Below are 25,581 nucleotides of genomic sequence, written 5' to 3'. Positions count from 1 at the left end.
GAGCTATGACACAGATTACCGGCAGCATCGTGGCCATCGTCACCCCGATGCACGAGGATGGCAGCCTGGACTTTCCCGCGCTGCGCGCCCTCATTGACTGGCACGCGGCAGAAGGTACCGATGGCATCGTGATCGTGGGTACCACGGGCGAATCGCCGACCGTCAACGTCGACGAGCACTGCGAACTGATTCGCGTGGCCGTCGAGCAATCCGCGGGCCGTGTACCGATCATCGCGGGCACGGGCGGCAACTCCACCAGCGAGGCGATCGAGCTGACCGCCTTCGCCAAGAAGGTGGGTGCCAACGCATCGCTGCAGGTCGTGCCCTACTACAACAAGCCGACGCAAGAAGGCATGTACCGCCATTTCCGCACGATCGCGGAAGCGGTGGATCTGCCGGTGGTGCTCTACAACGTACCCGGCCGTACCGTGGCGGACATGAACAACGATACGATCCTGCGCCTGGCGCAGGTACCCGGTATCGTCGGCGTAAAGGAAGCGACTGGTAATATCGACCGTGCCGCGCAACTGATCAATGGCGCGCCGGAAGGCTTCGCCATCTACAGTGGCGACGATCCCACGGCCGTGGCGCTGATCCTGCTGGGCGGCCATGGAAATATCTCGGTGACCGCGAACGTGGCGCCGCGCAAGATGCATGAGATGTGTGTTGCCGCGCTCAAGGGCGATGTGGTGACGGCACGTCGTCTGCATATGGAGCTGATTGACCTCAATCGCGCAATGTTCGTGGAGGCCAATCCGATCCCCGTGAAATGGGCGCTCCAGCAAATGGGCAAGATGGAAGGTGGTATCCGCCTGCCGCTGACCCCGCTGGCCGAAGGTCAGCATGAAACCGTGCGCCGCGCGCTCGCCGCCGCCGGCCTGCTTGGCTAAGACTTACCGGCCCACATGCGGCGATGTGCCGACTCTTGAAACCAGGATTACGTGTCAATGAAACAGAAGCTTAACCGTCGCGGCGCGACGCAAGTCCGCCGTGTCGCTGTGGTTGCGCCGGTGCTGGCGCTGTCGCTGATTGCAGGCTGCAGCAGCATCAACGAGGCCATGCAGCCCGACAAGATCGACTATAAGTCCCAGGGCAAGAAGACCGCATCGCTGGATATCCCGCCGGACCTGACCAAGCTCGAGGGCGATCGCCGCTACACGGTGCCTGATGCCGCCGGTACGTCGACGCTGTCGAACTACAGCCAGGCCAACAAGACCCGCGAAGCCTCGCCGACCGACAACGTGCTGCCGAGCACGGACGGCATCCGCATGGAGCGCGACGGCAACCAGCGTTGGCTCGTGATCAACAACGGCATGCCCCCTGACAAGCTCTGGGAGTCGCTGCGTGGCTTCTGGCAGGAGAACGGCTTCCTGCTGACGCAGGACTCTCCTGAGACCGGCATCATGGAAACGGACTGGGCCGAGAACCGCGCCAAGATTCCGCAGGACATCATCCGCAACACGATCGGCAAGGTGTTCGATGGCCTGTATTCGACGTCGGAGCGCGACAAGTTCCGCACGCGCGTCGAGCGTTCGCAGAACGGCCAGCTCGAGGTGTTCATCAGCCACCGTGGTGCGCAGGAACAACTGACCGGCGTGGACAAGTCGCAGACGGTCTGGACGCCGCGTCCGGCTGATCCGGAGCTGGAGGCCGAATTCCTCTCGCGTCTGGCGCAACGCCTGGGCGTGCAGAAGGAGCAGGCCGACAAGATGGCCAAGAACCCGACGCCGGCCGGTATCGGTACGGCCCAGCCGTCGGCTGCTGCAGCAGGCGTTGGTGCCGCCGCCGCTACTGGCGCGGCCACGGCAGCCGCGGCATCTAGCAACAAGTCGTTCCTGGCGCAGGTGAATGGCTCGCCCGCGCTGCAGTTGCCGGAGCCGTTCGATCGCGCCTGGCGCTCGGTTGGTCTGTCGCTGGATCGTGTGAACTTCACCGTGGAAGATCGTGATCGCGCTCAGGGCCTGTACTACGTGCGCTACGTCGATCCGAAGACCACCGTTGATGATCGCGGATTCTTTGGCAAGCTCTTCACCAAGCCCAATGATGGCAAGACCGCGAAGAAGTATCGCGTGGCGCTGAAGGGCAACGGTACCGGCACCACCGTGACCGTCCTGAACGATGCTGGCCAGCCCGAGAACTCCGAGATCGGCAAGAAGATCCTGACCCTGCTCGACGAACAGCTTCACTGATGATCGTCCCAGGCAGTCAAGTGGCACCGACGGCGCGAGCCGTCGAGTGCCAACCCGAGCGAGCGCATCCATGATGCGCTTTGCTTTTTTGGGCAGCGGCAGCGAGGGCAACTCGCTGCTGATCGAGGCGGGCGATGGTGCGAGCGTGACGCGCGTCCTGCTGGATTGCGGTTTCGGCATCAAGGAGACCGCTCGCCGGCTGGAGCGGCTCGGCGTCGTGCCGGAGCAGCTCGACGCGGTGCTGGTCACACACGAGCATGGCGACCATGTCGGCTCGGCCTATGCGTTCGCGGCGCGCCACAAGCTACCGGTCCACACGAGCCACGGCACGTGGCTGGCGACGTCACATATGCGAGGCGCGGATGTGGCGGATGTGCGCGTGTGCTGTGCCGATCATTCATTCTCGGTCGGTGGCTTGCAGATCCATCCCTATACGGTGCCGCATGATGCACGTGAGCCATTGCAGTTCGTGCTGACTGATGGCGATGCGCGGCTCGGTGTGCTGACCGATGCAGGGATGGAGACGCCGTATGTGACCGCTCGGCTGGCGGGCGTGCATTCACTGGTGCTCGAATGCAATCACGACCGGGAGATGTTGCGTAAGTCGGTCTATCCGTATTCGCTCAAGCAGCGCATTGGTGGCGATTTTGGGCATCTGGCGAATGACATTGCCGCGAGTATTCTGTCTCAGGTCATGCATGGGCAGATGTCGCGCGTGGTTGCCGCGCATCTGAGCAAGCAGAACAATACGTGCGAACTGGCGGCAGGTGCGCTGGCCTCGGTGCTTGGCACATCGCCGGGGGATATCCTGATCGCGGATCAGGAAGAGGGATTGGGCTGGCAGACGGTGCGCCCATAATCTCGGCATTCATCTTCCCCGCGAATGAGGGGTGAGAAAAATCCGAGAAATAAAAAAAGCCGACCCGAAGGTCGGCTTTTTTATCGGACGAATCCGATTATTGCTTGGCAGCCGGAGCCGAAGCGTCAGCAGCCGGAGCCGAAGCGTCAGCAGCCGGAGCAGCGGCCGGAGCCGAAGCGTCAGCAGCCGGAGCAGCAGCCGGAGCCGAAGCTTCAGCCGGAGCAGCAGCAGCCGGAGCAGCCGTGTCAGCGGCGGGAGCAGCAGCTTCTTCTTTCTTACCGCAAGCGGCCAGAGCAACAGCAGCCAGCAGGGATGCGATCAGGAGAGACTTCTTCATTGTTCGTCCTTTAACTTTTAATAACGAAAACAGGCGATGAATAATTACCGGTAATTATCGCTCTTGAACTGCGAATTTGTGGCTCTCCCGGGTGCCGACAGTGCAGTGGTCCACAGTACTAGCCAGCGGGCGATTATATCCGCGTTTCCCCTGCTTGTGTACAGTCAAGATTTGCAGGTTTGATTTGTTACGCATTATTACACGCGTTTCGGTGCAATCTGGAGCCATCCTTCCATTGCCCAGTCGTGGAAGGTATCCATCAAGTCGGGCAGCGCAACACATGCCTCGACCTCGCTCGCGGTGAGCTGACGACGGTCAGCCAGACGTCGCAGCCACTTGGTCAGCGACGCTGGCGGCTCGTAGGCTTCGCCGTTCAGGAAGAAGTGCGTGCGGTCATAGAGCGCAACGGAAGCGGGCGCCAAAACAACACCATGCGCGCGCGCCAGCTTCGTGAACTGACGCAGCGGAATTTCCTCGATTTCGTCGAATTGCACGGACGGCTTCGGCTCGGACAGATGCGTACCAAGGAATTCCGACACCATGCCCGCATTCCATTTGAGCGCCTGAAGGCGTTCCGCCACCGCCCGTGCCAGGTTTGCCGGCAGTTGCGCGGGCGTCGAGGTCGCCGATTCGCCTGCATCGGCGTAACGTCCGTCGAGGCCTTCGTTGTCGGCAACGGTCTCCGAAAGCCAGGCCAGGAAATGACCTGCGAGCTCACGATAGGCGGGGGCGCGGAAACCAATCGAGGCCGTCATGCATTCGCCTTCGGCCACGCCATCGTGCGCGTACTGAGGTGGCAGGTAGAGCATGTCGCCGGGCTCGAGTACCCATTCCTGCTCGGCGCTGAAATCCGAAAGGATCTTGAGGGGCAGGTCGGGGATCAGGTCGAGCTTCGTCTGTGACGAAATGCGCCAGCGGCGCCGGCCCGATACTTGCAGCAGGAACACATCGTAGGAGTCGAAGTGAGGTCCCACGCCGCCGCCATCGGTGGCATAGCTGATCATCACGTCGTCGAGCCGGGCATCGGGAACGAAGCGGAACTGGCTCATGAGCTCGGCTGCCGCACGATCGTGCAGGTTGACGCCCTGGACCAGCAACGACCACTTGCCGGTCTTGCGCGAGGGCAGGTTGTCCTCGGAGAACGGTCCGTGTTCGAGCTTCCAGCGGTTGCGAAAGAACGACACCAGACGTGATTCCACGTCGTCGCGATCGGCAAGCTCGAAAAGCGCCTCGCGCGACACTGGGGGCACGATTTCCGGCACGGCCTGTCGAATCAGCAGCGGCTTGCGGTGCCAGATATCACGCATGAAGGCTGTGGGCGTCATGCCGCCGAGCAGGGTGAGCGGCGCGTCGGGATCGACAGGTTCCGGAGGCAAGGCGTGCGCGTATAATGCGGAATCGCTCATGGAGTCAAGAATTGAAAATCGCTAAGAATACGGTGGTGTCCGTGGTGTATAAGCTGTCGGACGCGCAGGGCAATCTGATCGAAGAGTCGGATGAGCCCATGGTCTATTTGCACGGCGGGTATGATGGCACGTTCCCCAAGATCGAGGAAGCGCTGGACGGCCACGACGCCGGCTTCGAGACCGAGCTGCAGTTGGAACCGGACGAGGCGTTTGGCGACTACGACGCCGAACTCGTGAAGGTGGAGCCGCGTGATCGTTTCCCGGAGCCGCTCGAAGTGGGCATGCAGTTCGAGGGCGTGCCCGAGGACGGTGACGACGAAGATTCGATCATCTACACGGTGACCGATGTCGCCGAGGACAAGGTCGTGCTCGACGGTAATCACCCGCTGGCCGGCATGGCGCTGCGCTTCTGGCTGAAGGTGTCGGAAGTCCGCGAGGCGACGAGCGAGGAAGTCGAGCACGGTCACGCGCACGGCGCTTCGGGCATTGAAGTGGTGGACGAAGACGAGGACGGCGAAGGCGAGGCACCTCGCACGCTGCACTGAGTCTCACAACACGAGCGATCCGCGATAGGTCATCGCGAAAATGAAAAAGCCGGCATTTGCCGGCTTTTTCATTTTGTCCTCTTGTTGATGAGCATCAATTGCCCTTGGGCCCATCCTGTAGCTGGACCTGGAATACCGAACGTGTGCCTGGCGTGATCGTCAGCTCCGTCCATCGCGAAGGAGCGCCAATGGGCAGTGCGACTCGCGTGAAGTTGGCAACGATCTTCCCTGACGTGTCGCGTAAAGGCTTGTCGACGCTGAAGCCGTTATCGCTTGCATGGACCAGCAGCACCTGGCCAGAGAACTTCGAGGACAGGTCGCGAAGCTGACGCTTGAACTCAAGATAGCCGTCGCGTGCCCCGTGGCGCACGAACGCGTCCAGCAGGCTTGGCTTGCCCCGTTTTTCCCAGCCGTTCCCGAATAGCGGATCGGCGTGCGCGATGACCACGATGCCGGGCAGATCGCGCTGCTCGGCAACCGAGAATGCCCTGGCCAGCCATTGCCGGTTGGCTTCGCGCCGATCCTCGAATTCGCCATTGCGCCCGCCCTCGATGCGATAGTGGTTGTTATCGCCGGGCAGGTTCAGGCCCACCAGCATCACGCCACCGGTGACGAGCCGCACGTTTTCCCGATAGCTGCGGAACAGCGCCTGGTCCGACTGACGCACCACTGGCAACGTGCGTCGCCCAAGCGTGGTGTCGAGCGGGAAAAACAGCTCCCGCAATCGGTTGAGCCGCTCGACGGCATCGAACTTCCCGTTTGAGGGTTTCTGGCACTCAGCCCAGTCGGTCTCGCCCGGTACGTAGAGCAGCGGTGTGGGCGAATCGTCGAGCACCTGCAGCCGCGCGTTGAGAAGGGTGTCACCACAGGATTCGGTATCACCCTTGATGCCGCCAGCATGGACGATCATCGCTACCTGCTGCGCGTTCATCATGTCGAACAGCGCAGTGGTGTCCGCTTCCGCGGCCGGCCATTGCGGGGTGTCGGCAATCAGGGCAATCCGGGTCATCTGCACGGTCGGCATTGGCGGCGGCGCAACGTTGCCCGCCCGCGCCGCGTGCGCGAGCGCCGGCACCGCGAGCAACGCGCAGGCAATGGCCGCCAGGCAAGTGGCCGCCGAGCTTCGACCCCGGAAGCGTGCCGTCATACCGTTCGCGCGGTCTCCGAGATGGACTTGAGTCGGTACAGCGCCTCGAGCGCTTCTCGCGGCGAGAGGCTGTCCGGGTCGAGATCGGCCAGCGCTTCCAGCGTGGCAGCCTGCGCGGGCGGCACGGCGGATTGGCTCGTCGATTTGTGATCTTCATCTTCATCGTCCGCGGACGGTGAAGACTGCGCCGAGAACAGATCCATCTGCGGCGTGGGCGTGGCGTCCGCCGATTGTTCTTCCAGCCACGCGAGATGCTTGCGTGCTGCGCGAATGACCGGTTGCGGAACACCCGCCAATTGGGCCACCTGCAGCCCGTAGCTCTGGCTGGCCGGACCGTCCTGCACCGCGTGCAGGAATACGATGCCATCGCCATGCTCCACGGCTGACAGGTGCACGTTGGCGGCCTGCGGGAACTCGACCGGCAGTTGCGTCAGCTCGAAATAATGGGTGGCAAACAGTGTGTGGCTGCGGTTGTGGGACAGCAGATGACGCGCGATGGCCCACGCGAGGGCGAGGCCGTCGAAGGTCGAAGTACCGCGGCCGATCTCATCCATCAGCACAAGGCTGGATGGCGTGGCGTTGTGCAGGATGGCTGCGGCCTCGGTCATTTCGACCATAAAGGTCGAACGTCCGCCCGCCAGATCGTCGGCGGCTCCAATACGCGTGAAGATGCGGTCCACCGGGCCGATCACGGCACGGCGTGCCGGCACCCAGGCGCCGACGCAGGCCAGCAGAACGATCAATGCGGTCTGGCGCATGAACGTCGATTTACCGCCCATGTTCGGGCCGGTGATCAGCAGCAGCTTGCGGGCCTCGTTCAACTGACAGTCGTTTGCGATGAACGCGATCGATTCCGCGGCCAGTTGACCTTCCACGACGGGATGGCGGCCCTGCGAGATGTCGATGACGTTCTCGTGGACGCGCTCCGGCTGGACCCAGTCGAGTGTTTTCGCCCGTTCGGCCAGTGTGGCAAGCACGTCGAGGCGGGCGAGCGCGCCGGCTACGCGGCGCAGACTGCCGATATGCGGCAGCAGGGCCTGCAGCAGACCGTCGTAGAGCTGCTTCTCGCGAGCCAGCGCGCGATCCTGCGCCGAGAGCGCCTTGTCCTCGAACGCTTTCAGTTCGGGTGTGATGTAGCGTTCGGCGTTCTTGAGGGTCTGCCGGCGTCGATAGTCGTCGGGCACCTTGTCGGCCTGCCCGTTGGTGACTTCGATATAGAAGCCATGAACACGGTTGTATTCGACACGCAGGTTCGTGATGCCTGTGCGCTCGCGCTCCCGGGTTTCGAGGTCGATCAGGAATTGACCGCAGTTTTCCGAGATATCGCGCAGTTCGTCGAGCTCACCGTCGTAGCCGCGCGCGATGACGCCGCCGTCGCGAATCACCGTTGAGGGTTCATCCGCCACGGCGCGGATCAGCAGTTCCAGGCAGTCCTGCGGAATGTCGATTTCCTCAAGGGTCTGCGCCAGCAGCGGCGCATCCTCTGAACTGACCGTGGCGGCCTGCACATCGGGCAGGGCACGCAGGGTGTCGCGCAGCGAGGACAGATCGCGCGGACGTGCCGACAGCAACGCGAGTCGCGCGGTGATCCGCTCGACGTCGGCAAGCTTGCGCAGCACGGTACGCAAGCCGTCCGGCCCTTGTGTGATCAGTGCCCCAATGGCCTGCTGACGCGCTCGCGGCAGGGCCGGGTCGCGCAACGGATGATGCAGCCAGTGGCGCAGCGCGCGGCTGCCCATCGTCGTCGCGCATGTGTCGAGCAGCGAGAAGAGCGTTGGCGATTCGGTGCCACGCAGCGTCTCGGTCAGTTCGAGGTTGCGGCGTGTAGCCGAATCGAGGCCGACAAATTCGGATTCCCGCTCGACGGTGACGCCCTGCACGTGCCGCAGAGACTGGCCTTGCGTAGTGGCCGCATAGTTGAGCAGCGCGCCGGCAGCGCCGAGGGCGGCTCCCAGGCCCGAGCAGCCGAACGGCTCCAGGCTGGCCACGCCGATCTGTTCGCGCAGGCGGCGAGTACCGGCTTCCTGGTCAAAGTGCCATTCCGGCAACCGGGTGCGCGCGCATGTCAGCGCCGGCAGGTCCATGCCGTCGGTGTACAGCACCTCCGCGGGGCGGATACGCTCGAGTTCGCGGGACAACTGCGCGGCGTCGCACTCCATGAGTCGCAGTTCGCCACTGGCCAGGTTCAGCCATGCCAGGCCCGTCTTGCCGACGCCGCGGCGTGTGGTCTGCTGGTGCACGGCCAGCAGGAACGTGTCGGACTTGTCCGGCAGCAGGGCGGCATCGGTCAGCGTGCCGGGCGTAACGATGCGCACCACTTTGCGCTCGACCGGGCCCTTGCTGGTCGCTGGGTCACCAATCTGTTCGCAGATAGCCACGGATTCGCCAAGCTTTACCAGGCGCGCCAGATACTGGTCTGCCGAATGGAATGGGATCCCGGCCATGCGGATTGGCACACCGCCAGACTGGCCGCGCGCGGTCAGCGTGATGTCGAGCAATCGCGCGGCCTTCTCGGCGTCGTCATGGAATAGCTCATAGAAGTCACCCATCCGGTAGAAAAGGAGCGTGTCCGGGTGGTCGGCCTTGATGCGGTGGTACTGCTGCATGTAGGGCGTGTGGGCTTTTACCCCTTCCGCCTGATCGGGGGTTGCACGGTCTTTTTCCTTCAACGCCATACTGGGCGGGCCTCTTTAAGGGTTTTGTGCGGGTATCTAGCGCGGCATTTGCCGCCAATAGCCCGCACCTGAAAGTATGCCGGGCGTATGCCAGTGTAATAGAATCGGCGTGCGAGGTCGTTTCTAGGCATACAGGCTCTTTCGGGCATACAAATCATGAAAATCGAGATCACAGCTACCATCGCCAGCGCGCTGCACATCGGCGTTCGACCCGAGGTCGGCGTGCCACCCGACAAGTGGCCAAAAAACCTGGATCGGCAGCCGTACGTGGTCACCGACGCCATCGGTCCGACCGGGTTCGGCATCAAGGTGACCGCGAGCAACGCGTCGTACATCGTTCAAAAGCGGGTGCGTACATCCGGGCCGGGCGCGGTGATTCGCGCGACCCTGGGCCGCGTCACGGAGATGACCGTTCAGCAGGCGCGCAAGAAAGCGCACGAGGTGCTGGATGGCATCGTCGAAACGGGACGGGCACCGGGCCCGGACAAACGCAACCGCGACGAACGGGATCTGACGCTGGGCGAAGCGCTGGACGTTTACAGACACGAACTGTTGCACCGAAAGCGTCCAGCAACACCCGGTAGTTTAAAGTCTTACGACAAGGCCGTGCGAAAACTGGAGCGCTGGAAGAACAAACGGATCAACGACCTCGTGGACGAAGAGATCGTCGATGCCTTCGACGCCCTCAACGCCAAGACGCCCACGACCGCAGAGCAGACGTTCCGATGGGCTAGCACGGCCGTGTCGTTCGCCATCGAGAAGGAAGCGCGCATGGCGCAGCGGCGGTCCGAGCGCCCGGTGTTGACGTACAACCCCTTCAACATCTTGAAGGACCGGTACCGCACGCGTCAGGAGTTGGAGAACCTCTATAAGGAGGTGGGGCGTCGCCGCCCGCTCACGTTGAACGAGAGCCTGGGCCCGTGGCTCAAAGGCATCTACGGTCGGCGCAAGGAAAACCGCACCGGTTGCGATTACCTGTTATTGGCGACCCTCTGGGGGTGCAGGTCGCAGGAATGCTCCGACCTCATGTGGCTGGACCAGATCACGCCCGAGGAAGCGGCGCGCGCCTCGTTCGTCAACATGGACGAGGGCTACGTGATGATGAGGGATACCAAGAACCATCTGGATCACGTCATACCGCTGTGCCGAGGCGCTCGCAAGATCCTCGAGGAGCGGTTGGACATCCGCAATCGGGAGGCGGAGGCGGACCTAGACACGTTCCGTCGGGCGTCCCGCAAGCGTTGGGTGTTCCCGCCCCGATCCGTGTCGCGGTTGCGCAAGACCCCGCACTACAAGGACAGCAAGTCCCTGCGCGGGTACATCTGCCGCGACGTCGGGATCGTTCGGTGGGTGGTCAAGACCGACCCGGACGGTGGGCGCTTCCAGGTGCCGGTGGCGGCGCTGGGCATGCACGACCTGCGGCGGACCTTCGGTGGGGTGACCGACGCGTTGCACTACAGCGAGGACACCACCAAGAAGCTGCTAAATCACTTCACGAACGCCCGGTCGCAGACCGATCAGCGCATCGAGAAGGCGCACGCGGTGACCCCGAACGTGGTTAGGACCTTACAGAACTCCCAGCCGCTGTCGGACGTGACCGTGCGCTACACCATCCCGGACGCGGAGCGGCTGCGCGAGGCGATGCAAACGGTCGAGTCGACCATCCTGTCGACCTACCCGCTGCTGTACAACATGCTGATCGCCACCTCGCCGGAGTACCCGCCGATGCCGATGTGGGAGCCCGCTGCCTTAAAGTGGCCGAAACCGAGGGCGGGCATCGAGGTCCGCGGCTTGGACACGATCACGGTGGACGACGAGGACGACACCGATACCAGCGACGAAGACGAGGAAGCAGAAGCATGATCAGTATCGAAATGCTGGACGATGAGGTGGTGGTCCGGCGTATGAACGTCGCGGCGTCGCTGCACGACGAACAGAGCGTGAGCGAGCCGGTGGCCGCTTTGTTCCTGGGGCGCTCCGCGCGCACGCTGGAACGTATGCGCAGCGAGGGGCGGGGACCCGTCTACACCCAGGCGAAGCAGGAGGATGGACCCAAGCACACCGGCCGTAAGCCGTCGGTCACATACCTCATGCGGGACCTGCGGGCCTGGCGCGAGAGCCACAAGGTCAGCAACCCACGCGAGGCAACGGTTCGCGATCGCCAGGCCCTGCGTTTCGAGACCATCGCGGACCTGCTAGACGATCAGCCGTGGTTCGCCAAGGCCGGCACCGACCAGTTGGTGGGGCACGCGTTGACCGGGCCAGAGGAACTGCTGGGCGAACGTCTCGACGACAAGTCGTTGGAGGTGGTTTGGCTCCCGATGCCCGAGGCCATGGCACGACCCTGGCCCAACCTGCGGGAGCGCACACCGTTCCACGACGCGTACACCGAAGTGCTCGGCGAGGCCATGCGCCTCAGCCAGGTTCGGCAGGACGATGCGATCCTGCGGGCGGAGTTCGACGCGCTGGACGACGAGCGGGGCGAACCCCTGCCGGACGGGCCGGGACACAGACCCCTCTGAACCCCGAACCCCAAACTCCGGATGCTTCAACGACCAACGCCCCAATCCTGGGGCGTTTTCACATCCGGCGGGCCCGGGGGCACCGCTCACGGGGCGATGAAGACCTCTTGCTTCCAGCGCAGCAGGTTGGCGATCGGCGCGGTGCCCGCCACGTACGGCACCTTCGTGACCGGGAACGCGGCCTTCTGATACGCCCACACGTTCGCGAAGGGACCCGTCGGGCCCTCGCCGCGCACGATGGTCACGGCGTAGGTCGTCTTGTCGAAGGTCGCCTGATTCGCGCTCGCTTCGCTGGGCGAGCCCAGGAAGACCAGCAGGTCCTTCGCGGTGGCGGACACCGCTTCGTCGGTGGCGCCCAGGGGCTGACCGATTCCCACGATCGTGTTGCCCAGACCGGTCACCGCCAGGGCGCTGGTTTCGTACGCGCCGTCGTTGGCGTCCGGGTGCAGCCCGGCGATCACGTGGAGGTTCGACGTGCCCGGCACGGGGATGGAGCAGGGGAGCTGCTCGGGCGTGGTGCTCTTCGAGCAACGGGCCGGCAGCGCTTCACCGAGCACCAGACCGTGCACGAAGCCGGTGGTGAGGAAGCTATAACCGTCGGTGGGGAGGAAACTGTAGCCCTCGACCGAGGCCTGACCGTCGGCGGTCAGTTGCTGCGGCGTCTTCAGATCGTTCAGCAAGGTGTACGGCTGGGGTGCAGCGATCGCGGCCCCGCTGACCAGCGAAGCGGCGAGCAGTGCGGCGGTGATGGTCGTTTTGAGCATGAAAGGGTCTCCTCCCGAGTGATGCCCGCGCGACGGGGCGGGCGTCCGTGGTCCACATCTAGCAGCATTACCAGGGCTGTCAACCCGTGCCCTGGCACGGACAAACGCCCACCGGAGTGGGCGTTGTGCTCGACGTCGGACCGTGGGTCAGAAACCGATGTTGATCCCACCGCCGACCGCGACGCCGGCCGCACCGGTGGCGCCCCCGACGTTCAGGTTGACCACGGCGTTCGGGCCGAACCGGTGGAACACCTTCACCGAGTAGCCGAACTGGCCGCGGAAGTTCGCCACCCCGATGGCGGCCTGGGTGTCGTGGGCGCTGTCCGGGTTGTACATCGCGGAAGCAGCCGCAGCGGACATGGCCCCCACACCGTCGATGCGGTTGCTCAGGTCGTTCATCCCCCGGTTCACCGCGTCGAACCGCTGGTCCACGCTGTTCGAGAGGGCGCCGACCTGCTGATCGGTGTAGCTCTTCGACTGGGACAGCGTCTGAGCGGCCTGCTGGTCGGTGTAGGTCTTCGACTGCGACAGGGTCTGGGCGGTCTGCTGGTCCGTGTAGGTATTCGCGGACTGCAGGACCGTCGTCGCATCCCCCGAACCGGAACCGGTGGTCGGGATCTTGGCGATCGCCTGGTCGGTGTACCCGTTGGCCGACGTCACCGCAGCGGCGGACTGCTGGTCGGTGTAGGTGTTCGCCGAGGACACGGCCGCAGCGACCTGCTGCTGCACGTAGGCGGCGGACACCCCCGAGGACGTGCCTTCGGCGGCTTCCAGCGCGGTGACCCGGGTGCCCAGCGAGGACACGGCCTGGTTGGTCGCGAAGAGCTGCGAACCGTTGACCGCGTTCGTGCTGGTGGCGGTGAGCGCACCGGGGGCCACGTTGGTGAAGATCACCGGCGTGGTGGCCCCGACCCCGCCCAGCGTCACACTGGTCTTCGCGGAGCTGTCGTACGACACCGCGTTGGAGGTGGCGCTGGTCACGTTGGCGAGCGCGGCGGTGAGCTGACCCACGTTCACCGCGTCGGTGCTGCCCGTGCCGGCAGCCACCCCGGTGAGGGTGCGCGCACCGGTGGTCCCGGTGAAGTCCACCGAGGTACCGTCGGTCGACGCGCCCACCGTGATCGAACCGTTGCCCGGCGAGCCGAAGGTCTGCTGCACGAGACCCACGGTGCCGTTGCTCAGGCCCGAGTTGATCGCGTTGATCGACGACGTGTTCGACGCGATGTTGGTGGTGTTGGTCGACACCTGGCTGCTCAGCGACGACACGGTCTGGTTCGTCGCGTTGAGCTGCGAACCGTTCACCGCGTCGGTGCTGGTGGCGGACACGCTGCCGGCGGCCACGCCCGTGAGGGTGCGCGCACCGCTGGTACCGGTCAGGTCCACGGTCGTGCCACCGGTGGAAGCGCCCACCGTGATGGTGCCACTCGTACCGTTCGACTGGGCCACCAGGCTGGAGGCGCTGGTCAGGGCTTCGATCGCCTGGGTGGCGGCGTAGAGCTGCGACCCGTTCACCGCGTCGGTGCTGTTGGCGTTCACCTGGCCGGCGGCCACGTTGGTGATCGTGCGCTCACCGCCCACGGTCCCCACGCTGACGGTGCCGGTCGGCGCGGCGCCTGCGAAGGTGTACCCGGTTCCCCGGATCGTCATCCCGGAGGTGCCGGTCACGGAGTAGGTCGTCGAGCCGTTGCCCAGGGCCACGCTGTTCGGCTGCGAGGCGTTCGCTTGGTAGCCCAGCGCGACACCGTAGGCACCGTTGGCCATTGCGTTGTAGCCCAGCGCAACACCGTCCGTGCCGAACACCATCGACGTCGAGCCGATCGCGATGCTCCCCGCGGTGTAGACACCGGCCGACTGGCCCATCGCGATACCGTTGGCAGCAGCGGCAACGACGTTGGCACCCATCCCAAAGGACAGGCCGTAGTCACCGGAGGCCAGGCTGTTCGTGCCGATCGCGTAGGCGTTCGACCCGGTGGAGCTGGCGCCCGACCCGATAGCGTAGGCGCCCACCCCGCTCGCCCCGGCACCGTAGCCGATGGCGTAGGCACCGTTGGCCGACGCGTTCGCCTGGTAGCCCAAGGAGACGCTGTTCTGCCCCGTCGATTTCGAGAGCGCCCCGACGGCGGTGCTGTCGACCCCGGTGGCCGTGCTGTTGGCACCGATCGCGGCGCTGGTGTTGCTCGCGGTCGAGTTGTCGCCGATCGCGATGGACGTCGCATCGGCGGTGGCCCCGCTACCTTGCGTCACCTGGGCGTTGGCCGCCACCGACGCGACGAGCGTCAGAGCAGCCAGCGCCAGGGACACGCGGTGCAGGGTGGATCTGGAAAATGCGGACATTATGGGTAGGTCTCCTTAAGCTTTGTGGTTGGAACGACGGACAGCGGGCGAAACGAGGTGCAGCGATCGGGTGGTCAGAACCAGGACGGCGGGATGGCGATGCGAGCCTGGGCGCCCACGAAGCCGTAGATGCCGGCGCTCTTGACGTTGGGCACGGCGATGACGTTCACGCCCCACTTGTGGTCGTGCTCGTAGGACACGATCAGGCCGGCGGCCGGCATGAACCCACGGGGCTCCTGGCCCGGCACCGAGGTCGGCGTCTTGACCCACGTGGCACCCAGGGCGTTCAGAACGGGCGTGTAGGTGAAACCAGGCACCATCGTGTTCTTCATGTAGCCGCTCAGAGCACCGGCCACGATCCCGACGTTCACCCGGTCCTTCGACGTGATGTCGAGCTGCGCCGGGGTGTAACGGGCGAGCAGGTACCAGCTCGGGCGCCAGATGCTGTTCCGGTAGTAGCCGGCCATCACCCCGATGACGTCGTTGGTGTATTCCAGGCCACCGCCCCAGTTGTTCTCGTTGAAGTCGTATTCCTTCTTGGCCTGGCGGTCGAAGTGGTACGCGTGGAGGTTCAGGTCCACGTAGAGGTGGAAGTCCTTCGAGCCCAGCGGCTGGAACGACACCCTCGGGTAGAGGAACGGCGTCTGGGGAACCGGGTCCTGCTCGTAGCTCACCACCGCGTTCTGCGGCTGACCGGTGCTGTCGCTCACGTTGCGTTCCGCATCGCTCTGGGCGAAGGCGGGCAGGGCTTCGAGCCCGGTGATCATGGCCAGGGCCACGGCCCCAAGCTGTTTCAGGCGGTACTTGGTCTTACGCGTCACGGTTCTCCTCCCTTGACGATCCAGGGGCCTCCTCTCCGGGCCCGACACCTCTGTACCTAACGGGTTAAAACGGCGAGTCAAGCGACTTGTGAAAATATTTTAGAGCGTGCTATGGCACGGGTTAACCGTTCGTCGGACGGGGCGGAAAAGCACCTCCAAAAGGCTTGACCGGCCTGTACGTCCTGCTAGGTTGAAGGTAGAGGACAACGCGCCAGCGATGCGCACCAGGAGACCCCGATGACCACCCGCAACGGATACACCCCAGAAGGCCTGTATGACTTCTCGATCGAACCCGACGAGGATCTGAAGGCGATGATCGGCAAGCCGATCGAGGCGCTGCTCGACATGCTCGAGGCGATCCTGGTGATGCTCACCGTCCAGATGCAGAGCCGCGCGATCGCGATGCAGGCGGAGCAAATCCGTCAGATCCGGCAGCGGCAGGCCTGGGCCACCGCGAAGCTGGCGCGGGTTCGCAAGCTGGAAGCGGACGGCGTGACGATCGTGCCGCGCGACGTGCTGACCAGCGAGCCGCAGGCCCTGGACGTCGAAGGGCGGCGCATCGACGGCGGACGCCGCAAGTTCAGCATGGCGGACGTGCGGGCCAGCCGTGGTCCTCGCGTCGACCCCAACGGGCGGGCCGCGGAGATCCGCACCCCCTCGGACGGCATCAACGTTCGCAACCGGCGCAGCCTGGGCGACCGCCTGGACGTGCGTCGGGTGGAGGGCCGCATCGAACCGAGCGTGATCCGGCCCAGCGCCGTCGCGTTCGACCAGAACAACGGGGTGGAGGCTTACCGTCCCCGTTCACGGTTCAGCCCGCGCTGAACCACCACGGGCCCCCCGCTCAGGGGCCATCACCCACCGTCGCCAACAACACGACAAGGAGGCGATCACCACACGCTCTCGGAGGAGACCTTGTACCCGACGTTCAAACCCATCGCCCACCGCCTGGTGGTGCTCACCGCGACCTGCCTTGGTGCGTTCGCGCTTTGCCCAAGTTCGCTCAAGGCTGTGCCAGGGCACACCCCAAAGCCGCTCGACATCGCGGTTCCCGCGATTTCCCAACCCGCGTCCTTGGTCGACGTGCCGGCGTCCTTCGGCGAACCGGCCCCGGCATTCGACGCGGCACCGCGGCTGGCCCGTTTTACCCGCATGCCTGAGCGCATGGTGGGCGCGTTCTGGCCCACGGTGGCTGGGGTTGCGCAGGTGGTCGTGCCTCGCCCGGCGTTCCGCGTGACGGAGCAGCAGCTCCTGGCGGTGGCGCCCACGATCAACCCGGACGCGCTGCGCCTGGCCATCCGGGCGATGGAATGCGCGGCGAAGCACTACGGGGACAAGGACCGTCTGGTGGTGATCGACTACTCACTGCCCAGCACCGCGCGCCGGCTCTGGGTCTTCGACCTGCGCAACGGCACGCTGCTCTGGAACGAGTACGTCCTGCACGGGCGCGGATCCGGCGCAGGGCTCTACGCCCGGTCGTTCTCGAACCAGCCGGACAGCGAGCAGTCCAGCCTGGGCCTGTTCGAGCTGGGGAGTCCGTTCAAGAGCCAGTTCGGTCCGGCGATGAGCATGGTGGGGCTGGAGAAGGGCATCAACGACCACGCGGTGGAGCGCGGGATCTGGCTGCACGGCACCGACTACGTGAACGACGAGCGCGCGGCCACGGGCCACGTGTCGCAATCAGAGGGCTGCGCAGCCGTCCAGCGGGGGGTGATCGTCCCGATGATCAACAGCCTGAAGAAGGGGGCGTACCTCTTCTCGTACTACCCGGACACGCGCTGGCAGCAGGCGTCGGGGTTCCTGACGGGGAAGCTGTGCTGATCCGGGGGTACCCCCGATCTTGCCGACCCGAATCGAGCTGCTACGTTGAGTAGGCCGCCCACCACCCAGAACCGGAGGACCCGATGACCACCACCTGCAAGACCCCTCGACGGACCGCCACGCTTCGCATGACGCCGGTGCTGCACGACGCAGCGACGGCGGTGGCCCGTCGCCACCACCAGAGCCTGAACGAGCTGCTCGTGACGGTGCTGTCGGACCACCCCGAGGTGCGGTGGTGGGTGGCCTTCAACGAGGCGGCGCCCGGCACGCAGCCCCACCAGGCGCAACGGCTGGCACAGTTGCGCGTGGACATCGACCGGATCCTGGGGAGCGTGCGATGAGCTACTTGACCGAACAGCAGCGGGCGACGCAGGCGGCCATCCTGGGCAGCCTGGTGGTGGAGCTGGTGGAGGAGCCGGTGGTGGTGGAGGGGCTCGACGCGGTGTACCCGGCGATGACGGTGACGGTGGGCGTCACGCTCAACGGCCGGCACCACGCGATCCCGGCGACGGAGCAGGCGGACGATAGCTGGTGGACGATGTACACCCGCCATGGGCGCTTGGACGCGCTGCGCACCTCCATCGACGACGGGCCGGCCTGGCAGGCGTTGAAGCGGCAGATCGTCGACGACGTGTTCGACGGCGAGCTGATGGCGTTCGAGGACATCTTTTTCACGCAGGACGTGCGTACCGCGATCGAGGCCCTGGCCAGCGAGGCGGCGTTCGAGCACCACCAGCAGCCCCACCTGACGCGGGTGCACGAAGCCAAGCTGGAGATGGACGGCGCCCGCTGGCAGTGATCGCAGGGCGGAGCGGGCAATGGAAAACGGGGCCGATGGCCCCGTTTGCACATGGTGGCGGTGGTTCGCTCAGCGCTGGTGGCGCTTGGCCCGCACAGCCTCGAGGTTCTGCTTGAATCGCTGGGCCAGGCTCTGGCCGCCGAACAGCGAGCTGGGGGTGTTCCGGAACGCCGCGACGAGAACGACGAGCGCGACGATGATGGCGACGATGTAGAGCATGATGGTTCCTCCCTGGGTGGTGCCCACCGGGCGGGTGGGCGATGGTCAACACTTAGCAGCAATCCGGGACACGTCAAGCCCGTGCCCTGGCACGGTGTCGCTCACGCGGACGGGTCATGGCCGGTTTCGTGTTGGGCCGCGGAAGGTTCCCCAGGGCGAATGGTCAGATACGGAGCCAGCTCTTTCAGTTTCCGCTCCTTCCATGCGTGGTATTCAGGCGGCTGTTCTCGGTTCCACTGTTCCAAGGAACGGTCGAAATCGCCGGCCTCGCTGTAATCCCCGTGATACGGTGCGGCGTCATCCCCGGTCTTGATGCGCTCCATCTGGGCCAAGGTCTTTTCGAGGTGGGTTAGGGACACCGCCATGCCGGCCCGGATCGGTTGCCGGACCTGCCTCCGGGCGTCGTGGACGCTCGGCGCGTAGACAGCATCGAGGGCGATGTGGTCGAGCACGTCGTTGTGGGCCACGAGGTAGGGCTCGGCGAACGGCTGAACAACGCGGAGCAGCAGCCCGACGGCCCCGCTTCGTCGCTGAGTCCTCATGGCCCGAAGGGCGGTCACACGTTCGCGCAGCTCGTCGAGCGACAGCGTGAGCATCGAACGAAACTCAGGGTAGGCCCGGTCGAAGGCGTGTTCCACGATGCGTCGTTGGGTGCTAACGGCCACGTACGTGCGAAGGACGGCGGCCGTATAGCCGTCTCGGGTGGCCGCCTTCCTTAGCAGGCCGATGACCACGAACACGCACGCGTCCGGGTAGGGGTAGCGCCCCTCTTCACAGTTCAGCACATCGTTGTCGTCAGCGTTCATCGATCTCCTCCGGGTGGTGGTTCAGCGGCATCGGTTCGTGGAGCGTTGGCCCCGCGTTCGGTTTCCTGGGCGTCGTGCTCAGGCTTTCAGACCGAAGCCGGCGGACCACGACGGGTTGCCGTCGATGCGGTCCATGGTTCGGGTGTCGTAGGCCTTCACCACGCCGTCCTCGGCGTCGTAGGGGTAGCTCACCGGGTCGTAGGCGGCCTTGCTCTCGGTAGACATGGCCAGGCTGGCCGCGTCGGCCTCGCTGCGGCGCTTCAGGACAGCGGTCACCACGGCGGCGAGGACCTTGGGGGACACCCCGATCGTGTCGGCCTCGGCCCGGATGAAGGTGGGCACGTGGGCGATGTGGATGGCCTTGCCACTGGTGAACAGGGTCAGCGCGGTGACCGGCGTGCTGCGGGGCACCTCGACCCGAACACCAGTGGACACCAGCTTGCGGTAGTGGGCGATGGCGCGGTCGATCTCGTCGTTCCGGCGAACACGGGCGGGCACAGCAGCCACGGTGGCCGGGACAGGAGCGGGCAGGCTCTCGGGGGTGGGGATGACAATCAGGTCGTTCATGATGGGGTATGGGTAAGGGGCGGGGTGGTGGTGCAGGGTTGGCCACCGCTGCAGGTCGTGAGGTCATTAGCCCGTGCCAGGGCACAACCGCGGGCGCGAACGTTGAGCGGGTTGAGGTGATGCATGGTGCTCTCGGTCAGGTGTGAATTTGCGAACCTCCTACTCTCAACCTAGCAGCGTCTATCGGTCGGTCAATAGCCATAGCCCCGTAAAAGGGGCGATTCCAGGATTTATTTGCAGGGGTCGTGCGCGTGCGCGTCGAAACCCGGGCAAAAAGCAGGGGGCGCGTGCCTTCGGCCCGTGGAGGCGGCGAATCGATGTGCCAGGGCACAGGGGCGTCAGCAAGGCGAAGGGGGCCGTGAGCCCCCCAGATCAGGTGGTGGTGGCGGTGCTCAGGCGAGCGTGCCGGTCCGGTTGGCGTTGAACGCGGCGATCGTGGCGCGCAGCCGGGCACCGGCTTCGGCCTGCGTGAACGCCGGACGGGCCGGGCGGATCCAGGTGGGCTGCACCTCGTGGTCCAGCTCGATGGGCAGCGCGTGCGAGGCGTGGCGACGCGCACCCAGGACGAAGCCGAGGTACGCACCGCCCAGGGCGAGGGCGACGCACGCCAGCAGGACGAGGGCCTCGAACAGGCAGGCGAGCAGCGGGTGGGCGATGTAGAACGGAACGGTCAGCGGGTGCACGGTGGTCTCCTCCGGTGTGCGTGGGCCGCAGGGCGCGGCCCGGGGTTGAACAACAAGGTGAAGCGGGAGGTGGTCTCCTGGTCGTGGTGAATCAGTGGGTACGGTGCAGGCGGAAGAGCGCTTCAGCCAGACGGTCCTTCGCGGGCCAGGTCTTCGCGCAGATGCCCTTGTAGACCTCGATCTGGCGCGTTTCGACCTCGACCTGGGTGTGCTCAGCATCACGGCGGGCCTGGGCCTGCGGCATGGTGGCCATCACCGACATCACGAGCTGAGCGTGGTTCATCGGCATTGCGAGGACCTGCGGGTTGAAACGCGACAGCCAGTTGCGCAGGGTCTGGTCGGTCTGCTTTTCCGCGTCAGCTTGGGTCGGCAGCGGGTGGCGATACGGGTCCTGCAGCGACGGCGGCAGCGGTAGGATGGCCAGGCGGATGCACGCCTCGCGCGACACCAGCGCCGGGTTGACCGCCACCTCCTGGGCGACGACCTGTTCCGGTGTCGCAGGCGCAGGACCCGCAGGATGACGGTGCAGGAACTTGGTCACCCCGACGGTGGCGGCGAACAGCACGCACAGGCCGGCAAGGAGGGCAGCGCCCTGTTGGACACGGGGATCAAGTTTCATATCAGCGACTCCAACGAAGGGTGAAGACGCCGGGATCGCAGAGATTCACCGGCTGGGCCATCATCGGGTTTTCGTAAGCCTGCGGGTCGAGCTGGTTGTGCACAACAACACCAGGGGCCGTGCACTTGTAGCCGCCCTCCAGCCACCAGTTACCCCAGCACAGCGCGATGACGCCCACGCCGAGGGCCACGAGAACGCCGAGCATGGCCAGCCCGGCAATGCACATCTTCACCCGTCGCCGGCCCGTGATCAGCTCCCACCCGGCTTGCTTGACGTCCCCGGCCGAGACCGTCAGGTCCTCGAGCTCGTGCTCGCGACCTTCCAGACGCGCTTGCTTGTGCTCTTGCAGTGTCTTTTCCATCCAGTCGCGATACCGGCTCAGCCGGGCCTGGCTCCTTTTTACGAGGTGCATCCGGAGGCCCAGGTACGCCATCGCGGCGACGATGAACGGGAGGACGAACGCCACGACGTTGGCGGTCGACTGCGGGTCATAAATAGAGTGGATGAACATGTTCCCGGCCCAGTACGCGTAGGCGGGAATCGTGGCGGTCAACATCAGGTGTCCTCCCTTGGTGGTGCCCACGTGGAGGGTGGGCGTCCAGGTACAACACTTAGCAGCTCTCCATGGCCTGTCAACCCGTGCCAGGGCACGGACAAGCCCGGACGCGTCCAGGCTTGCGGGCAGGTCAAGCGGCGGCCTTCGTCGCGTCGTTGGCGGCGGCTTTCGCCCGGCGTTCCAACTCGTCGTAGATCGTCGGCACCCCCTGAAGGGCGGCGATGGTCCGGATCTCCTCGACCGACAGCTTGCCGATCGTGTCGCAGACGTCGGCACGGGGCACCCCACCACGGTTCACGCAGACCAGGGCCGTGCGCGGCCGGTCCAGGAGGTTCCAGTTCTCCTTGGGGAACAGCTCGACGTACTCACCCGGCAAATGGGCGTTGCCATAGGGGATCTTGCGTTCCACCTTGAAGCTGCCCGGCTTGTAGTCCTCGTGCTCCACGTGGCCGCCCAAGAAGATCCGGCTGAACGTGTTACCGACGCGGCGAGCCAGCCCTTTGGTGATCGACACCGTGCCGCGTGCAGCTTCCAGGACGTTCGTCGTCACGACTCCACCCGTCAGCATCCAGGCGAGGTCGAAGATCGACCGAGGGAGGCGACCGGTCCAATCCTTCTTGTTGTTCAGGGCCTCGCGGTCCTTCTTGGTCAGCAAAACGTCCGCCGGACGGCTGAGGTCGTAGCGCATGCGCTTCAGCAGCGTGAGCCGCTGGCCCGGGTCCAGCTCGGGGGTACCCATGAACTGGTCGTTCAGCGCCTGGACGTGAGCGCGCTGGAAGTCGTTCGACAGGATCCGCTTCAACAGGCCCGTGAGGTAGGTGTTGTACCGGAAAATCTTGCGGATCTTCAAGCGAGCGTTCGCCCACTCGTTCGTCGCCGGCACGGACCGCAGCACCACCCACGACACGAAGTTGGCCATGAAGGCCTTCCCGGCGTCGTCGCCCATGCGTCCGTAGAACTCGTTCACGCTCTGGGTGGCGTACACGCACACCAACCCGAGGCTGCGCGCGATCGACAGCATTTGGGCTTCGTCGGTATGGTATCCGCTGCCGATCAGGAGCTGGGCCTCGTCGGCGATGCACAGCACCGGCCGCTGATCCGGGCAGGACACCTTCCAGTCGTCCGGGCGGTTCTTGATGGCGTTGAAGATGCGCTTCTTGGCCAGCGTGGTGATGATCCGGCCGGCCTTCTGGTAGGCAGTTTCGGGCAAGGTGATACCGACCACGGCCCCGCGCAGGCAGGCGAGGATGTCGCAGCCATTTTCGAGCGTGGTCCAGGGGGCCAGCTTCTTGTTGCGCATGACTGGCGTGAACCAGGACGAAAGCGTGGCACGCAGGTCCGAACGGAGGTCGGCGCGGAAGCCCGGGAGTTCACGCGAGGCGTACAGCAACGACTGCCGGATCAGGTTAGCGTTGGTGTTGTCCTCCTCCTGCATATCGGGGTGGTTGGCTTCCAGCCAGGCGATGAGACCGCCCGGGAGCTTCGGCGCGATGGACGGCATGCGCGGAGGAGCCTTCGGGTCCTTCGGAGGCTCGGGCTCCTTCCCCGTGATGAACAGGTAGTCCTCCATGTAGAACATGGTGAAGTCGTTCATCCCCTTGAAGTGCCAGTAAAAGTGACGCTCGGCGTCCGCGTACTTCTGCGGCACGTCCTTGCCGTTTTTCCGGCGCCAGGCGATGTACTGGCGCAGACCGGTGAAGCCCCAGCTCGTGCCATCGCTGCGCTTCTTGGCCTGAATCTCCTTGTCCAGGTGAGCGACCCATGCCTCGTAACTGTCGAACCCGGCATCTTTCGCCCGCTTCTTCAGCAGGTGCTGTTCGGTCTCGTAGCACGCCCAGTTCAGGCACGAGGAGTGCCCCAGCCAGTTGCCCGGGCTGATCTTCCAGAAGTCGTCGTCGTCGCCGCGGCCGGGGCTGTTGTTGATCTCCATCATGGCGGCGGTGAACTCGTCGGGGGTCATCCCCTCGAGCAGGGCGAGGGGCGAACCGCCGGGTTCCGGGGACACGCGGATGATCTCCAGCACCTGGTCCAGGCCTTGGTCGCGCAACGCCTTGATCAGTTCGTCGGCCAGCTTCCCCTTGCCGTCCAGGAACACCGCCCCACCACAGTTCTGGAACCGGCCGTTGCGAAGGGTCCCCATGGCCAGCCATTGCTGGGCGATCGGCGTGAGAATGCCGTAGGTCTTGCCCGAACCGGTCTGGCCGACGACCAGCATGTGGGTCGGAAAATCCCCGTGCGCGGACAGGCCCATCGGCATGTTGGCATCGGGGGCGGACGGATCCTTCGACTGGAACTTCACCAGGCCCTGCGAGCGGGCGATGACGATAACCGGTCCGTTCGCGGCAAAGTTCGCAGCGGCATCGAGCTGGGCGTCGCGCTTCAACTGGTCCTGCGAATCGTCGGGCTGCTCGAACACGTTGGGAAGTTCGAACTGGCGGTTCTTGCCCGAGCGGTTGGCCAGGAACGATTCGAGGAACGGACGCCCCAGCAGCAGAGCATTGCCGGCCGCCACCACAGGGCCGGCGTATTCGCCGAGGAACGTTGCGGCGGCGGTTTGCACCGCGGTGATCCCCAGGGTGTACTGAGCGGTCGGGCGGATCGCGTAGCGCCAGTTCCGGCCTTGCAGGGCAAGGGTGCCGATCGCGTAGGCGGCTTGCGTCGCGACGAAGCCCGGCAGGCCGATCCACCCCATGGCCATGCAGGCTTGCGATGCAACGGTGACCAGAGGATGGGCGTACAGCAGGGCGGTTTCGGCCAGGCTGGCCCCGCCGTAGCCGATCTCGCTTTCGTCGCCGCTGACCTTGATGAACTGGGTCAACGGCTTGCCGCTGCGCGACACGGCGAAATCGCCTTCCTTGTCCTGCAGATCGAACGGAACGTTGGCCGTGCTGGGGATCTTGCGGCCGAAATAATCGGAGCATTTGAGCAGGATGTCCTTGCGGATGCGCTCGCGCGCATCGCGAGCACGGGGATCCAGCACCGGGAGCGCACCGTTCCGCAGATTCTCGAGCATGTCCTGGATGAACGCGTCGGCCCGTGCGTCGAACTTCGAGCTATGGTGCGTGGCCTGGGCCTCCTCGGGCATCACCGCGACCGAGGTATCGCCGTGGTCGATCGTTTCGCGCTGGTCCATGGTTCCTCCCGTGATCAGTTGAAGAAGTGCGTCGCCGACGACGCCAGCGCATGGGCGTAGCTGCCGGTGAACGACCAGCTCACCGCGACCACGATGACGCCCACGATCAGCATGCGGCGGGCGATCAACACCCGCAGTTCACGACGGGTGAACTGGTCACGCACGTTGTCGCGGACCATTTCGCTGTAATCGGCTTTCGACTGGGGACGTTCCGCCGCGATGTAGTAAAAGGCAGGGCTGACCCCGAGCCGTTCCGGCGTGCCGAACAGGGATCGGCCGATCGCGTCGAAGACCTTGCTCCGCCAGGAAATCTCGTCCGGCAACGCGCCATACGGCAGAGGACGTTCGTCGCTGGGCACCGGCACCAGAGGCGACGGTTCTACAGGCTGGGCGGTGATCGCGGTGGCGTCGGTCAAGGTCTCCTCCTTGTCGTTGGTGGGTTCAATCTGGCAGGTTCGCCAGGCATGTCAAGTCGACGGGGCGTCAAAACGAGGGGTGCTATGGCACCCCTCCGTGCACAACATCACGGGTGCTCGTTTTGTGCCTTGGCCCAAGCGTCGAGCTTGGCGTTGGCCGCGTTGAGCTGGGCCTGTTCACGCGCCAGGTTGTCGACATGGTGGACCACAACGAGGCGGTGCACGGTCGGCGCAGCCGTGGGCTTCACCAACACGGGGGCGGCGGGTTTGACCGGCTCCGAAGCGGGGACCTTGGCCGGCTGGACCACGGGCACGGAAGCGCTCGGCGCCGGAAGAGCGGCGACGGGCGCAGCCGCGATCGGG

The 25,581-nt window shown here is 65.1% G+C and carries 25 protein-coding genes and 1 pseudogene; 10 read left to right on the top strand and 16 right to left on the bottom strand.

Annotated elements, in window-relative coordinates; translation table 11 throughout:
- The first annotated feature begins 5 nt into the window (after positions 1-5).
- The 3 genes from dapA to D769_RS23240 all read left to right on the top strand — a co-directional run bounded on the left by dapA (position 6) and on the right by D769_RS23240 (position 3,048).
- Positions 6-890 (top strand): 4-hydroxy-tetrahydrodipicolinate synthase, encoded by an 885-nt coding sequence (gene dapA, locus D769_RS23250; protein WP_008650073.1) that lies wholly within the window; start codon positions 6-8, stop codon positions 888-890.
- Positions 891-947: 57 nt separating this feature from the next.
- Positions 948-2,189, top strand: a complete 1,242-nt coding sequence (bamC, locus tag D769_RS23245; RefSeq protein ID WP_008650072.1) for an outer membrane protein assembly factor BamC — start codon at positions 948-950, stop codon at positions 2,187-2,189.
- Positions 2,190-2,259: 70 nt separating this feature from the next.
- On the top strand, positions 2,260-3,048 hold the full coding sequence (locus D769_RS23240) for an MBL fold metallo-hydrolase (RefSeq protein WP_008650068.1): 789 nt from the start codon (positions 2,260-2,262) through the stop codon (positions 3,046-3,048).
- Between the two features lie 97 nt (positions 3,049-3,145).
- Here the strand turns inward: D769_RS23240 and D769_RS32785 are convergent, their stop codons facing one another.
- The gene (locus D769_RS32785) at positions 3,146-3,385 is read right to left on the bottom strand and encodes a hypothetical protein (RefSeq protein WP_080672714.1); all 240 of its coding nucleotides are present in this window, start codon (positions 3,383-3,385) and stop codon (positions 3,146-3,148) included.
- Positions 3,386-3,582: 197 nt separating this feature from the next.
- Entirely contained in the window at positions 3,583-4,791 is a 1,209-nt protein-coding gene (locus tag D769_RS23235; RefSeq protein WP_008650066.1) for a cupin domain-containing protein, read from the bottom strand.
- A gap of 11 nt (positions 4,792-4,802) precedes the next feature.
- Here D769_RS23235 and D769_RS23230 point away from each other — a divergent pair, with 11 nt between their 5' ends.
- The gene (locus D769_RS23230; protein ID WP_008650061.1) at positions 4,803-5,336 is read left to right on the top strand and encodes a peptidylprolyl isomerase; all 534 of its coding nucleotides are present in this window, start codon (positions 4,803-4,805) and stop codon (positions 5,334-5,336) included.
- A gap of 94 nt (positions 5,337-5,430) precedes the next feature.
- Here D769_RS23230 and D769_RS23225 read toward each other — a convergent pair whose 3' ends face one another.
- Together D769_RS23225 and mutS are read right to left on the bottom strand one after the other, a co-directional pair.
- Positions 5,431-6,483 (bottom strand): hypothetical protein, encoded by a 1,053-nt coding sequence (locus tag D769_RS23225; RefSeq protein WP_008650060.1) that lies wholly within the window; start codon positions 6,481-6,483, stop codon positions 5,431-5,433.
- Positions 6,480-9,158, bottom strand: coding sequence for a DNA mismatch repair protein MutS (gene mutS / locus D769_RS23220; protein ID WP_040011211.1), 2,679 nt, complete (start codon positions 9,156-9,158; stop codon positions 6,480-6,482). The genes D769_RS23225 and mutS overlap by 4 nt, the downstream gene beginning before the upstream one ends.
- Before the next feature lie 156 nt (positions 9,159-9,314).
- Between mutS and D769_RS23215 the strand changes: the two genes are divergently transcribed.
- Together D769_RS23215 and D769_RS23210 are read left to right on the top strand one after the other, a co-directional pair.
- A complete protein-coding gene (locus tag D769_RS23215; protein ID WP_008650058.1) occupies positions 9,315-11,021 on the top strand; it encodes an integrase arm-type DNA-binding domain-containing protein in 1,707 nt (568 codons plus the stop codon).
- Positions 11,018-11,680 carry a hypothetical protein gene (locus tag D769_RS23210; RefSeq protein ID WP_008650057.1) on the top strand — a complete coding sequence of 221 codons (663 nt, stop codon included), beginning with the start codon at positions 11,018-11,020 and terminating at the stop codon, positions 11,678-11,680. The genes D769_RS23215 and D769_RS23210 overlap by 4 nt, the downstream gene beginning before the upstream one ends.
- 86 nt (positions 11,681-11,766) lie before the next feature.
- On the opposite strand, the gene D769_RS23205 is transcribed toward D769_RS23210, so the two are convergent.
- From D769_RS23205 to D769_RS23195, 3 genes are all read right to left on the bottom strand, one after another.
- Positions 11,767-12,444, bottom strand: coding sequence for a hypothetical protein (locus tag D769_RS23205; protein ID WP_008650056.1), 678 nt, complete (start codon positions 12,442-12,444; stop codon positions 11,767-11,769).
- Positions 12,445-12,591: 147 nt separating this feature from the next.
- The gene (locus D769_RS23200; RefSeq protein ID WP_008650055.1) at positions 12,592-14,778 is read right to left on the bottom strand and encodes a Surface-exposed protein; all 2,187 of its coding nucleotides are present in this window, start codon (positions 14,776-14,778) and stop codon (positions 12,592-12,594) included.
- A 74-nt stretch (positions 14,779-14,852) separates the two neighbouring features.
- Entirely contained in the window at positions 14,853-15,599 is a 747-nt protein-coding gene (locus tag D769_RS23195; protein ID WP_008650052.1) for a hypothetical protein, read from the bottom strand.
- 237 nt (positions 15,600-15,836) lie between these two features.
- On the opposite strand from D769_RS23195, the gene D769_RS23190 reads away from it, so the two are divergent.
- The 4 genes from D769_RS23190 (at position 15,837) to D769_RS23175 (ending at position 18,219) form a co-directional block, all read left to right on the top strand.
- The gene (locus D769_RS23190; RefSeq protein WP_008650050.1) at positions 15,837-16,424 is read left to right on the top strand and encodes a hypothetical protein; all 588 of its coding nucleotides are present in this window, start codon (positions 15,837-15,839) and stop codon (positions 16,422-16,424) included.
- Between the two features lie 90 nt (positions 16,425-16,514).
- On the top strand, positions 16,515-17,420 hold the full coding sequence (locus D769_RS23185; RefSeq protein ID WP_008650049.1) for a murein L,D-transpeptidase catalytic domain family protein: 906 nt from the start codon (positions 16,515-16,517) through the stop codon (positions 17,418-17,420).
- A gap of 83 nt (positions 17,421-17,503) precedes the next feature.
- Positions 17,504-17,761 (top strand): toxin-antitoxin system HicB family antitoxin, encoded by a 258-nt coding sequence (locus tag D769_RS23180; RefSeq protein WP_008650047.1) that lies wholly within the window; start codon positions 17,504-17,506, stop codon positions 17,759-17,761.
- Positions 17,758-18,219, top strand: a complete 462-nt coding sequence (locus D769_RS23175) for a hypothetical protein (RefSeq protein WP_008650045.1) — start codon at positions 17,758-17,760, stop codon at positions 18,217-18,219. Before D769_RS23180 ends, D769_RS23175 begins: the two co-directional genes overlap by 4 nt.
- A 69-nt stretch (positions 18,220-18,288) precedes the next feature.
- Here D769_RS23175 and D769_RS32440 read toward each other — a convergent pair whose 3' ends face one another.
- From D769_RS32440 to D769_RS23135, 9 genes and pseudogenes are all read right to left on the bottom strand, one after another.
- The gene (locus tag D769_RS32440; RefSeq protein ID WP_155630252.1) at positions 18,289-18,438 is read right to left on the bottom strand and encodes a hypothetical protein; all 150 of its coding nucleotides are present in this window, start codon (positions 18,436-18,438) and stop codon (positions 18,289-18,291) included.
- Between the two features lie 101 nt (positions 18,439-18,539).
- Positions 18,540-19,244 carry a hypothetical protein gene (locus D769_RS23170; RefSeq protein WP_008650042.1) on the bottom strand — a complete coding sequence of 235 codons (705 nt, stop codon included), beginning with the start codon at positions 19,242-19,244 and terminating at the stop codon, positions 18,540-18,542.
- Between the two features lie 78 nt (positions 19,245-19,322).
- Complete coding sequence (locus D769_RS23165) at positions 19,323-19,811, bottom strand: hypothetical protein (protein ID WP_008650040.1); 489 nt, start codon at positions 19,809-19,811, stop codon at positions 19,323-19,325.
- Positions 19,812-20,203: 392 nt separating this feature from the next.
- Positions 20,204-20,494 (bottom strand): hypothetical protein, encoded by a 291-nt coding sequence (locus D769_RS23160; RefSeq protein ID WP_008650039.1) that lies wholly within the window; start codon positions 20,492-20,494, stop codon positions 20,204-20,206.
- A gap of 91 nt (positions 20,495-20,585) precedes the next feature.
- Complete coding sequence (locus D769_RS23155) at positions 20,586-21,113, bottom strand: hypothetical protein (RefSeq protein ID WP_008650038.1); 528 nt, start codon at positions 21,111-21,113, stop codon at positions 20,586-20,588.
- A 1-nt stretch (position 21,114) separates the two neighbouring features.
- Positions 21,115-21,669, bottom strand: a complete 555-nt coding sequence (locus tag D769_RS23150; RefSeq protein WP_008650036.1) for a hypothetical protein — start codon at positions 21,667-21,669, stop codon at positions 21,115-21,117.
- A gap of 130 nt (positions 21,670-21,799) precedes the next feature.
- On the bottom strand, positions 21,800-24,802 hold the full coding sequence (locus tag D769_RS23145; RefSeq protein ID WP_008650034.1) for a type IV secretory system conjugative DNA transfer family protein: 3,003 nt from the start codon (positions 24,800-24,802) through the stop codon (positions 21,800-21,802).
- Positions 24,803-24,816: 14 nt separating this feature from the next.
- Complete coding sequence (locus D769_RS23140; protein ID WP_008650032.1) at positions 24,817-25,218, bottom strand: hypothetical protein; 402 nt, start codon at positions 25,216-25,218, stop codon at positions 24,817-24,819.
- A gap of 107 nt (positions 25,219-25,325) precedes the next feature.
- Positions 25,326-25,581, bottom strand: a pseudogene (locus tag D769_RS23135) (hypothetical protein); the annotation flags it as partial.

The sequence above is a fragment of the Cupriavidus sp. HMR-1 genome, from assembly GCF_000319775.1.
Taxonomy (GTDB): Bacteria; Pseudomonadota; Gammaproteobacteria; order Burkholderiales; family Burkholderiaceae; genus Cupriavidus; species Cupriavidus metallidurans.
This window is presented reverse-complemented; position numbering and strand designations above follow the sequence as displayed.

Coding starts and splice junctions, on each gene's coding strand:
- D769_RS23165 (WP_008650040.1), bottom strand. CDS start 19,811: ATGAACGACCTGATTGTCATCCCCACCCCCGAGAGCCTGCCCGCTCCT.
- D769_RS23225 (WP_008650060.1), bottom strand. CDS start 6,483: ATGACGGCACGCTTCCGGGGTCGAAGCTCGGCGGCCACTTGCCTGGCG.
- D769_RS32785 (WP_080672714.1), bottom strand. CDS start 3,385: ATGAAGAAGTCTCTCCTGATCGCATCCCTGCTGGCTGCTGTTGCTCTG.
- D769_RS23210 (WP_008650057.1), top strand. CDS start 11,018: ATGATCAGTATCGAAATGCTGGACGATGAGGTGGTGGTCCGGCGTATG.
- D769_RS23170 (WP_008650042.1), bottom strand. CDS start 19,244: ATGAACGCTGACGACAACGATGTGCTGAACTGTGAAGAGGGGCGCTAC.
- bamC (WP_008650072.1), top strand. CDS start 948: ATGAAACAGAAGCTTAACCGTCGCGGCGCGACGCAAGTCCGCCGTGTC.
- D769_RS23155 (WP_008650038.1), bottom strand. CDS start 21,113: ATGAAACTTGATCCCCGTGTCCAACAGGGCGCTGCCCTCCTTGCCGGC.
- dapA (WP_008650073.1), top strand. CDS start 6: ATGACACAGATTACCGGCAGCATCGTGGCCATCGTCACCCCGATGCAC.
- D769_RS32440 (WP_155630252.1), bottom strand. CDS start 18,438: ATGCTCTACATCGTCGCCATCATCGTCGCGCTCGTCGTTCTCGTCGCG.
- D769_RS23190 (WP_008650050.1), top strand. CDS start 15,837: ATGACCACCCGCAACGGATACACCCCAGAAGGCCTGTATGACTTCTCG.
- D769_RS23235 (WP_008650066.1), bottom strand. CDS start 4,791: ATGAGCGATTCCGCATTATACGCGCACGCCTTGCCTCCGGAACCTGTC.
- D769_RS23180 (WP_008650047.1), top strand. CDS start 17,504: ATGACCACCACCTGCAAGACCCCTCGACGGACCGCCACGCTTCGCATG.
- mutS (WP_040011211.1), bottom strand. CDS start 9,158: ATGGCGTTGAAGGAAAAAGACCGTGCAACCCCCGATCAGGCGGAAGGG.
- D769_RS23150 (WP_008650036.1), bottom strand. CDS start 21,669: ATGTTGACCGCCACGATTCCCGCCTACGCGTACTGGGCCGGGAACATG.
- D769_RS23205 (WP_008650056.1), bottom strand. CDS start 12,444: ATGCTCAAAACGACCATCACCGCCGCACTGCTCGCCGCTTCGCTGGTC.
- D769_RS23240 (WP_008650068.1), top strand. CDS start 2,260: ATGATGCGCTTTGCTTTTTTGGGCAGCGGCAGCGAGGGCAACTCGCTG.
- D769_RS23200 (WP_008650055.1), bottom strand. CDS start 14,778: ATGTCCGCATTTTCCAGATCCACCCTGCACCGCGTGTCCCTGGCGCTG.
- D769_RS23215 (WP_008650058.1), top strand. CDS start 9,315: ATGAAAATCGAGATCACAGCTACCATCGCCAGCGCGCTGCACATCGGC.
- D769_RS23145 (WP_008650034.1), bottom strand. CDS start 24,802: ATGGACCAGCGCGAAACGATCGACCACGGCGATACCTCGGTCGCGGTG.
- D769_RS23175 (WP_008650045.1), top strand. CDS start 17,758: ATGAGCTACTTGACCGAACAGCAGCGGGCGACGCAGGCGGCCATCCTG.